11 protein-coding genes and 1 pseudogene are annotated in these 11,705 nt (G+C 58.1%); 10 read left to right on the top strand and 2 right to left on the bottom strand.

Annotated features, from left to right (window positions below):
* Positions 1 to 261: 261 nt before the first annotated feature.
* From arcA to INF73_RS20765, 5 genes are all read left to right on the top strand, one after another.
* Complete coding sequence (arcA, locus tag INF73_RS20785) at positions 262 to 1,482, top strand: arginine deiminase (RefSeq protein ID WP_193541684.1); 1,221 nt, start codon at positions 262 to 264, stop codon at positions 1,480 to 1,482.
* Positions 1,483 to 1,491: 9 nt separating this feature from the next.
* Entirely contained in the window at positions 1,492 to 2,403 is a 912-nt protein-coding gene (gene arcC, locus INF73_RS20780; RefSeq protein WP_193541686.1) for a carbamate kinase, read from the top strand.
* Positions 2,404 to 2,429: 26 nt separating this feature from the next.
* Positions 2,430 to 3,434, top strand: a complete 1,005-nt coding sequence (gene argF / locus INF73_RS20775) for an ornithine carbamoyltransferase (protein WP_003863360.1) — start codon at positions 2,430 to 2,432, stop codon at positions 3,432 to 3,434.
* 47 nt (positions 3,435 to 3,481) lie between these two features.
* Positions 3,482 to 4,885 carry a YfcC family protein gene (locus INF73_RS20770; protein ID WP_193052598.1) on the top strand — a complete coding sequence of 468 codons (1,404 nt, stop codon included), beginning with the start codon at positions 3,482 to 3,484 and terminating at the stop codon, positions 4,883 to 4,885.
* 80 nt (positions 4,886 to 4,965) lie between these two features.
* Positions 4,966 to 5,445: an arginine repressor gene (locus tag INF73_RS20765; RefSeq protein WP_028015317.1), complete on the top strand. Its 480-nt coding sequence runs from the start codon at positions 4,966 to 4,968 to the stop codon at positions 5,443 to 5,445.
* A 3-nt stretch (positions 5,446 to 5,448) separates the two neighbouring features.
* On the opposite strand, the pseudogene INF73_RS20760 reads toward INF73_RS20765, so the two are convergent.
* A pseudogene (locus INF73_RS20760) lies at positions 5,449 to 5,566 on the bottom strand (hypothetical protein).
* Between INF73_RS20760 and INF73_RS20755 the strand changes: the two are divergent.
* The 5 genes from INF73_RS20755 to gbpA all read left to right on the top strand — a co-directional run bounded on the left by INF73_RS20755 (position 5,546) and on the right by gbpA (position 9,142).
* Positions 5,546 to 5,650, top strand: a complete 105-nt coding sequence (locus tag INF73_RS20755) for a pyrBI operon leader peptide (protein WP_022646880.1) — start codon at positions 5,546 to 5,548, stop codon at positions 5,648 to 5,650. The pseudogene INF73_RS20760 and the gene INF73_RS20755 overlap by 21 nt on opposite strands.
* 34 nt (positions 5,651 to 5,684) lie before the next feature.
* Positions 5,685 to 6,617, top strand: coding sequence for an aspartate carbamoyltransferase (pyrB, locus tag INF73_RS20750; protein ID WP_028015316.1), 933 nt, complete (start codon positions 5,685 to 5,687; stop codon positions 6,615 to 6,617).
* Between the two features lie 12 nt (positions 6,618 to 6,629).
* Positions 6,630 to 7,091: an aspartate carbamoyltransferase regulatory subunit gene (gene pyrI / locus INF73_RS20745; RefSeq protein WP_048960123.1), complete on the top strand. Its 462-nt coding sequence runs from the start codon at positions 6,630 to 6,632 to the stop codon at positions 7,089 to 7,091.
* Between the two features lie 73 nt (positions 7,092 to 7,164).
* Positions 7,165 to 7,551, top strand: coding sequence for a 2-iminobutanoate/2-iminopropanoate deaminase (ridA, locus tag INF73_RS20740; RefSeq protein WP_003863373.1), 387 nt, complete (start codon positions 7,165 to 7,167; stop codon positions 7,549 to 7,551).
* A 139-nt stretch (positions 7,552 to 7,690) separates the two neighbouring features.
* Complete coding sequence (gbpA, locus tag INF73_RS20735) at positions 7,691 to 9,142, top strand: N-acetylglucosamine-binding protein GbpA (RefSeq protein WP_028015315.1); 1,452 nt, start codon at positions 7,691 to 7,693, stop codon at positions 9,140 to 9,142.
* Between the two features lie 85 nt (positions 9,143 to 9,227).
* On the opposite strand, the gene INF73_RS20730 is transcribed toward gbpA, so the two are convergent.
* Positions 9,228 to 11,612 carry a beta-N-acetylhexosaminidase gene (locus INF73_RS20730; protein WP_193541688.1) on the bottom strand — a complete coding sequence of 795 codons (2,385 nt, stop codon included), beginning with the start codon at positions 11,610 to 11,612 and terminating at the stop codon, positions 9,228 to 9,230.
* Positions 11,613 to 11,705 lie beyond the last annotated feature (93 nt).

Raw genomic sequence — 11,705 nt, 5'->3', positions numbered from 1 at the left:
TAATAACAACCTCAAATAATGCCACCGGATCCTGCTTAGCTATTCAACTCCCAATAATATGAAATTAATCATTATCTGATGCGAATCATGCAAATGAAAACAAACTCGTTAATATCCATTTTCGCGTGAGCAATATCACATTACGGATTATTTAACTGCCTACTATAAATCACGAAATCAATTGAGCTTAGCCGCCATGTAATTAAACACACCACATGGCGCATGCCCTTTTTATTCTGAAAAACAGTTAAAGGAATAATTATGGAAAAGCATTACGTCGGTTCTGAAATTGGTCAATTGCGTAGCGTTATGCTGCACCGCCCTAATTTAAGTCTGAAGCGGTTAACGCCCTCAAACTGTCAGGAGCTGTTATTTGATGATGTACTGTCGGTTGAACGGGCGGGTGAGGAGCATGACATCTTCGCAAACACGTTGCGCGATCAGGGTGTGGAAGTCCTGCTGTTGACCGACCTGCTCACGCAAACGCTTGATATTGCAGAAGCGAAAGCCTGGCTTCTTGAAACACAAATTTCCGACTATCGCCTCGGGCCAACCTTTGCCGGCGACGTGCGCGGCTGGCTGGCGGATATGCCGCACCGCGAACTGGCGCGGCGATTAAGCGGGGGATTAACCTACGGCGAAATTCCGGCAGCCATTAAAAATATGGTAGTGGATACCCACACGGCGAATGATTTTATTATGAAGCCGCTGCCGAACCATTTATTTACCCGCGATACCTCCTGCTGGATTTATAACGGCGTGTCCATTAACCCGATGGCGAAACCCGCCCGCCAGCGTGAAACCAATAATCTGCGCGCGATATATCGCTGGCATCCGGCATTTGCCGACGGCGATTTTATTAAGTATTTCGGCGACGAGAATATTAATTACGACCACGCCACCTTAGAAGGCGGTGACGTACTGGTGATTGGCCGCGGGTCGGTATTGATCGGCATGTCCGAGCGCACGACGCCGCAGGGCGTGGAGTTCCTCGCCAACAGCCTGTTTAAACACCGTCAGGCCGAACGCGTTATTGCCGTTGAGCTGCCAAAACACCGCTCCTGCATGCACCTCGACACGGTGATGACCCACATCGACGTGGACACCTTCTCCGTCTATCCGGAAGTAGTGCGCAAAGACGCCCAGTGCTGGACGCTCACGCCGGACGGACGCGGCGGCCTGCTGCGCACGCAGGAAACCGACCTGCTGCACGCCATTGAGAAAGCCCTCGGCATTAACCAGGTCCGCCTGATCACCACCGGCGGCGACGCCTTTGAAGCCGAACGCGAGCAGTGGAACGACGCCAACAACGTTCTGACCATTCGCCCGGGCGTGGTGATTGGCTACGAACGCAACGTCTGGACCAACGAGAAGTACGACAAAGCGGGCATTACCGTGCTGCCGATCCCCGGCGACGAGCTGGGACGCGGTCGCGGCGGCGCGCGCTGCATGAGCTGCCCACTGGAACGCGACGGAATTTAAGGAGCCATCATGGAACGAAAACCCACTCTGGTTGTGGCTCTGGGCGGCAACGCGCTGCTCAAGCGCGGCGAGCCGCTGGAAGCGGATATCCAGCGCCAGAACATCGAGCAGGCCGCCCGCACCATCGCCGGATTAACAGAACAGTGGCGCGTGGTGCTGGTGCACGGCAACGGGCCGCAGGTCGGGCTGCTGGCGCTGCAGAACAGCGCCTACGACCAAGTGACGCCCTACCCGCTGGACGTTCTCGGCGCGGAAAGCCAGGGGATGATCGGCTACATGCTCCAGCAGGCGCTGAAAAACAATCTGCCGCAGCGTGAGGTGAGCGTCCTGCTCACCCAGGTGGAAGTGGACGCCGCCGATCCGGCCTTTAGCAACCCGACCAAGTACATCGGTCCGGTGTACAGCGAGGCCCAGGCGAAAGCGCTGGCCGCAGAAAAAGGCTGGACGTTCAGGGCCGACGGCACCTATTTCCGCCGCGTGGTGCCCTCTCCGCAGCCCAAACGCATCGTTGAGAGCGACGCCATCACGGCGCTGATCCAGCGTGACCACCTGGTGATCTGCAACGGCGGCGGCGGCGTGCCGGTAGTGGAAAACGCCAACGGCTATCGCGGCGTTGAGGCGGTGATCGACAAAGACCTCTCCGCCGCCCTGCTGGCGCGTCAGATCGAGGCCGACGCCCTGCTGATCCTCACCGATGCCGACGCGGTGTACCTCGACTGGGGCAAGCCGACCCAGCGCCCGCTGGCGCAGGTGACGCCGGAATTGCTTAAAGACATGCCGTTCGACGCCGGATCGATGGGGCCGAAAGTGGCCGCCTGCCGCGAATTTGTTGAGGCCTGCAACGGCATTGCCGGGATCGGCGCGCTGGCCGACGGCGCGGAGATCCTGGCGGGCGAGAAAGGCACGCTGATTCGTAACTGATCACTCATTTTAAAAAGGATTTACCCATGACCATCAACCTGAAAAACCGCAACTTCCTCAAACTGCTGGACTACACCCCGGCGGAAATTCAGTACCTGATCGACCTCGCCATCGAGCTGAAGGCGGCCAAAAAAGCCGGGCGCGAGAAGCAAACCCTGGTCGGGAAAAACATCGCCCTGATCTTTGAAAAAACCTCCACCCGCACCCGCTGCGCCTTCGAAGTGGGCGCGTTTGACCAGGGCGCGCAGGTTACCTACCTCGGCCCAAGCGGGTCGCAGATCGGCCATAAAGAGTCGATGAAAGACACCGCCCGCGTGCTGGGCCGCATGTATGACGGCATCGAATACCGCGGCTACGGCCAGGCCATCGTCGAGGAGCTCGGAGAATACGCGGGCGTGCCGGTGTGGAACGGCCTGACCGACGAGTTTCACCCAACGCAAATTCTCGCTGACCTGATGACCATGCTGGAGCACTCCCCGGGCAAAACCCTGCCGGAGTTAAGCTTTGCCTATCTCGGCGACGCGCGGAATAACATGGGCAACTCCCTGATGGTCGGCGCGGCCAAGATGGGGATGGATATCCGCCTCGTGGCACCGAAATCCTTCTGGCCGGAAGCCGGGCTGGTTGAGCAGTGCCGCGCCATCGCCAAAGAAACGGGCGCGCGCATCACCCTCACCGACGACGTGGAAGAAGGCGTGCAGGGCACCGATTTCCTCTACACCGACGTGTGGGTCTCCATGGGAGAGCCGAAGGAGGCGTGGGCCGAGCGCGTCAGCCTGATGAAGCCGTATCAAATCAACGCGGACGTCATGAAGGCCACCGGCAACCCGAACGTCAAGTTCATGCACTGCCTGCCCGCGTTCCACAACGAGCACACTAAAGTGGGCCGCGAGATCGAGATGGCGTACGGCCTGAAGGGGCTGGAGGTGACGGAAGAGGTCTTTGAATCACCGAACTCTATCGTCTTTGACGAAGCAGAAAACCGCATGCACACCATTAAGGCGGTCATGGTGGCGACACTCGGCGACTAATCACCGCCCGGCGCGCCGCGGGGTGCGCCGGGTTTCAGGAGAACATCATGGGCAAGTTCAAGTTTCCCTCCGCTTACACCATTCTCTTTTTTCTGATTGCCGTGGTTGCCGTGCTGACGTGGATTGTTCCGGCCGGGCAGTACCATATGGCGATGAACGAGGCGCTCGGCAAAGAGGTGCCGGTTGCCGGCACCTATGCGCACGTGGTATCGCATCCGCAGGGGCTGGTGTCGGTGCTGATGGCGCCGATTGCCGGACTGTACGATCCGGAATCCGGCCAGGCCGGGGCGATCGACGTTGCGCTGTTTATCCTGATCATCGGGGGATTTCTCGGGATCGTCACCAAAACCGGGGCAATTGACGCCGGGATCGAGCGCGTCACCACTAAGCTGCGCGGGCGCGAAGAGTGGATGATCCCGATCCTGATGGCGCTTTTTGCCGCAGGCGGCACGATTTACGGCATGGCCGAAGAGTCGCTGCCCTTCTATACCTTACTGGTGCCGGTGATGCTGGCGGCGCGGTTCGATCCGGTGGTTGCCGCGTCCACCGTGCTGCTCGGGGCGGGGATCGGCACGCTCGGGTCCACCATTAACCCGTTCGCGACGGTGATCGCCGCCAACGCCGCCGGGATCCCCTTCACCAACGGGATCATGCTGCGCATCGCGCTGCTGGTCATCGGCTGGATCATCTGCGTGGCGTGGGTGATGCGCTATGCCCGCAAGGTGCGCAAAGATCCGTCGCTGTCGATCGTGGCGGATAAACAGGAGGAGAACCTCGCCCACTTCCTCGGCAACAAGGGCGAGCAGTCGCTGGAATTTACCCCGGTGCGCAAACTCATCCTGGTGATTTTCGCCCTCGCCTTCGCGGTGATGATCTACGGCGTGGCGGTGCTGGGTTGGTGGATGGCGGAGATCTCGGCGGTGTTCCTCGCCAGCGCCATTATCGTTGGGCTTATCGCCCGCATGAGCGAAGAGGAGCTGACCTCAACCTTTATCAACGGCGCGCGAGATTTGCTGGGCGTCGCGCTGATTATCGGCATCGCGCGCGGTATCGTAGTGATTATGGATAAGGGCATGATTACCCACACCATTTTGCACAGCGCCGAGGGGATGGTCACCGGATTGTCGACGGTGGCGTTCATTAACGTGATGTACTGGCTGGAGGTGGTGCTGTCGTTTCTTGTGCCTTCTTCGTCCGGCCTGGCCGTTCTGACGATGCCGATCATGGCGCCCCTTGCCGATTTCGCTAACGTCAACCGCGACCTGGTGGTTACGGCTTACCAGTCGGCGTCCGGCATCGTTAACCTTATCACCCCCACCTCTGCCGTCGTGATGGGCGGGCTGGCTATCGCCCGCGTGCCCTACGTGCGCTATCTGAAATGGGTCGCGCCGCTGCTGGGGATTTTGACGGTGGTGATTATGGTGGCGTTAAGCCTGGGCGCGTTGTTGTGATTTGCCGGATGGCGCTGCGCTCATCCGGCCTACGGATCGGTGCGGTGCCACCGGTTATTTCGGGAACTGATATGGGAACTATGATGGATTACGAAGAGTACTCTCCCAAAGAGCAACTACAGCTAACGGTCTGCCAGCGTCTGATCGCGGAAAAGAGCTATCTCTCTCAGGAAGAGATCCGCCGCGACTTGCAGGAGCGGGGTTTTGAGACCATCAGCCAGTCCACCGTTTCACGTCTGCTCAAGTTGCTCGGCGTCATAAAAATTCGCAATGCCAAAGGGCTAAAGATTTATTCGCTGAATCCCCAGCTGCGCCCTGCCCCCGACGCCGCGCGTACCGTCTCCGAAATGGTGGTAAGCGTGGAGCACAATAGCGAATTTATCCTTATTCATACCGTTGCCGGATATGGCCGCGCGGTGGCGCGTATTCTGGATTATCACCAGTTACCGGAAATTTTAGGCGTGGTGGCGGGAAGCAGTATTGTCTGGGTCGCGCCCCGAGTGGTGAAGCGTACCGCGCTGGTGCATAAGCAAATTAATTATTTACTCAGAATGCATTAATATTCATAAAGAACCGTTTGCATTGAGTAAAGCGTGCATTAAATCGCTTGATCCCAAAAACGAGCTGCGTATAATGCCCGACAATTTGCCGGGAGGAAGCATGGTCAAGCGTGTACGACATAACGTCTTACCGCGTCTGAAATCAGACGCTGGCCTGCCGTTTTTCTTCCCGTTGCTAAACCTATTCCCAGAGCCCCTCATTTGAGGGGCTTTTTTTTGCCCGGCGTCAGGAGATAAACATGAATCCGCTTTATCAAAAACACATCATTTCCATAAACGACCTCAGCCGCGAAGAGCTGGAACTGGTTCTGGAAACCGCGGCAAAACTGAAGGCCAATCCGCAGCCAGAGCTGCTGAAGCACAAGGTGATCGCGAGCTGTTTCTTTGAAGCCTCGACGCGCACCCGCCTCTCCTTTGAAACCTCCATGCACCGCCTGGGCGCGAGCGTGGTGGGCTTCTCGGACAGCAGCAACACGTCGCTGGGCAAAAAAGGCGAAACCCTGGCGGATACCATTTCAGTGATCAGCACCTACGTGGACGCGATTGTGATGCGCCACCCGCAGGAGGGCGCGGCGCGTCTGGCCACCGAGTTTTCCGGCGGCATTCCGGTGTTGAACGCCGGTGACGGCGCCAACCAGCATCCGACGCAGACCCTGCTGGACCTGTTCACCATTCAGGAGACGCAGGGCACGCTTGAAAACCTGAACATCGCCATGGTCGGTGACCTGAAGTACGGCCGCACCGTCCACTCCCTGACCCAGGCGCTGGCGAAATTTAGCGGCAACCGCTTCTTCTTCATCGCCCCGGACGCGCTGGCGATGCCGCAGTACATCCTCGACATGCTGGACGAGAAAGGCATTACGTGGAGCCTGCACGCCAGCATCGAAGAGGTGGTGGGCAACGTGGATATTCTCTATATGACCCGCGTGCAGAAAGAGCGTCTGGATCCGTCCGAATACGCCAACGTGAAGGCGCAGTTCGTGCTGCGCGCCAGCGATCTCGACGGCGCACGCGACAACATGAAGGTGCTGCACCCGCTGCCGCGCATCGATGAGATTGCCACCGACGTGGATAAAACGCCGCACGCCTGGTACTTCCAGCAGGCCGGGAACGGCATCTTCGCTCGCCAGGCGTTACTGGCACTGGTTCTGAATCGCGAATTAGCTCTGTAAGGGGAGACGACCATGACACACGATAACAAACTCCAGGTTGAAGCCATCAAGCGTGGCACCGTGATTGACCACATCCCTGCGCAGGTGGGCTTTAAGCTGCTGACGCTGTTCAAACTGACCGAAACCGACCAGCGCATCACCATCGGGCTGAACCTGCCGTCCGGCGAAATGGGCCGTAAAGATCTGATCAAGATCGAGAACACCTTCCTGACCGACGAGCAGGTCAACCAGCTGTCGCTGTACGCGCCGGAGGCCACGGTTAACCGCATCGACGATTACGACGTGGTGGGCAAATCCCGCCCGAGCCTGCCGGAGCGTATCGAAAGCGTGCTGGTCTGCCCGAACAGCAACTGCATCAGCCACGCCGAGCCGGTTTCGTCCAGCTTTGCAGTGAAAAAGCGCGCCAATGACATCGCGCTCAAATGCAAATACTGCGAAAAAGAGTTTTCTCATTATGTGGTGCTGGCCAACTAATTGAGGTTGGTAATGAAATCCCGGCTGTTATAATGGCCGGGAACATTCTTAACGCTGTCATTCTGGAGAAAACATGAGCAAAGTACTCGCGACGGAAAATGCACCAGCCGCTATCGGCCCTTACGTTCAGGGCGTTGATCTGGGCAGCATGATCATCACCTCTGGCCAGATCCCGGTGAACCCGAAAACCGGCGAAGTACCGGCCGACGTGGCGGCCCAGGCGCGTCAGTCGCTGGAGAACGTGCAGGCGATCGTTGAATCTGCCGGCCTCAAAGTGGGCGATATCGTGAAAACCACCGTGTTCGTGAAAGATCTGAACGATTTCGCGACCGTTAACGCTACCTACGAAGCGTTCTTCACCGAGCATAACGCCACCTTCCCGGCGCGCTCCTGCGTGGAAGTGGCGCGTCTGCCAAAAGACGTGAAAATTGAAATTGAAGCGATCGCCGTACGTCGTTAATACATTTCAATAAACAGAAGGCAGCTCGGGCTGCCTTTTTTATTTCGGTTATTTTTACTCTCCGGGTAAAATGACACAGAGCCAGATCCATTATTAGACTCTCCCTCGCCTAGTAATATTCTCTAATAATGGATGAGTAATGAAACTTTCAAAAATTGCACTTGCCCTCGCAACAGTGACCGTTGCATCTTCGGCATTTGCTCACGGATATATTGAATCTCCTGCCAGCCGCGCCTATATGTGTAAGCTGGGTCAAAATATTGATTGCGGCTCCGTGCAGTATGAACCGCAGAGCGTAGAGAAAACCTCCGGCTTCCCGACCGGGGCAGAGCCAGCAGACGGACACCTCGCCAGCGCGGGTATCTCTCAATATTCACAGCTGGATAAGCAGAGCCTGAATGCGTGGACTAAAAACCCGATGACCGCGGGCCCGCATGAATTTGTCTGGCACCATACTGCGCCGCACAAAACCACCAACTGGCGTTATTACATTACCAAACAAAACTGGGATCCAAATAAACCGCTAACCCGCGATCAGTTTGAATTAACCCCGTTCTGTACAATTAACGGAAATAGCCAGGCGCCAGCCGTAACTAAATCCATGACCTGTAATGTTCCTGAACGCACAGGCTATCAGGTAATTTACGGCGTATGGGAAATTGCAGATACCACAAACAGCTTCTATCAGGCTATCGACGTTGATTTCGGGAATGGCGGCAACGTTACCCCGGACGAAACGCCTGCGGTTGTGTCCGAGTGGAGCAAAACCCTGAGCGGCCAGATTGCCGGTAATAACCTGAACGTGGGCGATAAAGTTATCGCACGCTTCTTCGACGCCCACGGCGAAGTGACTGCCATGCGCACCGAGATGACCATCGGCTCTGCTGAACAAGGCGACGCTAACCAGTGGTCCTACGATCTGGCGCAGAAGATCAACACCGCGCAGCACGACGTGCGCGTCGGCGTGAAGGATGAAGCCGGTGACATCAGCCCGGTTCACGGCGCCAACAGCGTCTTCGTGAAAGACGGCAGCACCTTACAGTCCGTTGCTATCTCTTATGAAGAGCAGAAAGCGCAGGTGAGCGAAACCATCGCCGTAACCGATCTGCAATACAGCAAAATCGAACATGGCAACGCGACCGTGACCTTCCACGTGAATACTCAGGGTGACGTGAATTTTGAAGCACACGTGATGAACCACCACGGTGCGGAAAAAGGCTACCTGAAGCAGGACATGAACAACAGCAATCAGGACGTCACCATGACCCTGACCGACGTGACAGCCGGCCACCACATGCTGAAATACTACGCGACCAATAAAGACGGCACCCTGTTCGCGCAGGACGTCCTGAACCTGATGCTGGAAGGCGATGCCGCTGCGGATAGCACCGGCCACCACGACTTTACCTTCCCGGACAATATCGCGTCGTACAAGGCAGGTACCGTGGTGCTTCAGCCTAAAGACGGTAAGACCTACGAATGTAAGCCATTCCCGTACAGCGGCTTCTGCGTGCAGTACAGCCCAACCGCAAACCAGTATGAGCCAGGTGTTGGCGCACACTGGAAAGAGGCGTGGGTTCTGAAGAACTGAGTGGCCTTTACGCCCGGCGGCGCTTCGTTTGCCGGGTCTACGCACCACGTAGGCCCGGCAAGCGCAGCGCCACCGGGCATGTGTGTTACTGATTTCGCGTGGCGCGTAGCAGCGTCTCCAGCGGATAGACCGCCGCAATCACCACCTCATCCTGCACCTTCGCCGCGCTGTCCAGCTCGCTCTGGATCGACGCGATCTCTTTGTCGTCCAGCGTCCCCTGACGCGCCACCAGATCCGTCAGCCTCAGGCCAATCGAGGCCAGCTTATCCACCTCCAGAATGACCGGCTTAATGGCCTTCAGCTGATAGCTGTTTTCGCTCAAGGCCAGCACGTCGCTGGTGTTGTTCTGCCAGCGGTTAAAGACGTGGCGCAGCGCCTCGGCGCTCTCCGTGTCTTCCGCGTCGCTCACCAGGCGGTCCGCCCACTTGTGCATCTGGCGCACGGTGGCGCTTTCGGCGTTCAACGCATCTGCAAGTCTGTTAAGCGGCTCAAACTGATGGTAGTTTCCGGCCTGGAACTTCAGGTGCTGGCGGGTGTAATACTGGGCCGGCTCGAGCGCCTGAGCGAGGATTTGCAGCGGTAGGGTGTCGGCATTGTTAGCGAGGCGCGTGAACTGCACCTGCTGCTGGGTATGCTGCTGCAGCCCGACGGACACCGTCGACCAGCTGTCCATCGCCTGCAGGCGGGTATACATGTTATCGACGTCGTTGACGTCCTGCGCGGACCACAGCCGCTCCGCCACCGCAAAGGCGCGTGGCCACAGGCGAATGTCCAGCACCGGCGCGACCACGTTTTCCGCCCACAGCGCGGCTTCGCCGCCGAGCAGGTTGGCCTGATTCGCCATGTCCGGCACGACCGGAGGGGTACCTTTCGGCACGTCGTCCAGACGCGCGCCGCTAATCGGGTAGCGGGTGTTTCCCACCAGGAAATAGCCGGTGAGTTTGTCGTTATCAACGTTGACCACCGGGCGCGTTTCACCCATCCAGGTGTCGACGGTAAAGGTCACCTGGTTGTCGTCGCGCCACTGAATGTTATTCACCGCCCGACGCGATTTCCCGGCAAAATCAATAAAACCGCGCCAGCCGGCGTCGCCTTTCACCAGCGTAAAGCTGCCTTCCACCGGCTTGCCCTTCAGGCGCGGCATGGAGAAAGCCCAGCTCTGGACGCTGTCGGTGTCCGCTATCACGTCCACGCCATTCAGCCCCTGCGGCACGATTTCGTTGCGGTAGTGATAGGCGGTGGACTGGGGCTGGTCGAGGTAGAAGCCGGTTGAGAGAATTCCCTTATAGCCGTTCTGCGCCACCTGCCCCAGCGCGTCCTGCCCCTGCCAGGACTGGATCAGAATGCTTTTCGGCAGATCGGGATGGTAGATCTCATCCCAGCCGACCATCTGCCGGTGGTGCTTCTCAAGGATCGTCTCCAGCTTGCGGTTGAAATACGCCTGCAGCGCGTGGCTGTCCGCCAGTTTGTTGTCGCGCATAAATCTCTGGATCGCCGCGTTTGCCTTCCACTGGCTGTCGTCCACCTCATCGCCGCCAATATGCAGATACGGATCGGGGAAGATCGCCGCCAGTTCGCTGACCATCGCGTCGGCAAAGGTGTAGGTCGCCTCTTTGGTGGGATCCAGCACCGGCTTCAGCACGCCCCAGTGGCGCTCCATGGCGTACGGCCCCGGCGCGCTCATCAGTTCCGGATAGGCGACGGCAATCGCCGAGGCGTGGCCCGGCATATCGATTTCCGGCACCACGCGTATGCCGCGTTCGGCAGCGTAACGCACAATCTCGCGCATCTGCTCAGGGGTGTAGAACAGCCCGTCGCTGGCAAGCTGGGTTAATTTTGGATAACGCTTCGAGGTAAAGCGCCAGCCCTGATCGTCAGTCAGATGCCAGTGCAGGACGTTGAGCTTGGCCGCGGCCATACCGTCGATCTGGCGCTTGATATCGGGTAACGGGATGAAATGACGCGCCGAATCGAGCAGCAGCCCGCGCCACGGGAAGCGCGGCGAATCTTCGATGGTAACCCACGGAATCGAAGTGTTTTCGGCACCGTTCTGCATCAGCTGGAGCAAGGTTTCCATTGCGCGCAATGCGCCAAAGCGGGTGTTAGCGGAGATGTTCACGCCGTTGGCATCCACCGTGAGTTTGTAGCTCTCATCGCTGTCCGGCAGCGGCTGCGGCTTCACCTTTTTAGCGATGGCGATACGGATGGTCGGCTTGTCAGGTTTTTCGGCCTGTGGCTGTAGCGTCCAGCCGGTTTGCAGCGCAATGCGCTGGCGCAGGCGGTTGACCGCGTCCCCCAGATCGTCGCCGCTGACGCTCACGGAGAGTTGATTGTTAAGCACCAGCGCGCCCTGCGTCGTCGGGCGTTCAACCTTCGCAGGCCAGGGCATCAGGGGAAGGTCGCCTGCCGGCGCGGCAAAAGCGGAGGCGCCGAGCATAAGCCCGGCGGTTAAGAGACTGTACCGTAACATGAATGTTCCTTATCTGACGGGCCAAATACAGGCAAAACATTCTGTTAACATGCGTACAAATTGTCGTCAAGCGAATGCGCCGACGGAGATCAC

Source organism: Enterobacter cloacae complex sp. P6RS, from assembly GCF_014982245.1.
Classification (GTDB): domain Bacteria; phylum Pseudomonadota; class Gammaproteobacteria; order Enterobacterales; family Enterobacteriaceae; genus Enterobacter; species Enterobacter bugandensis.
The sequence above is the reverse complement of the archived record's forward strand: the minus strand, read 5'-3'. Positions and strand labels throughout refer to the sequence as shown.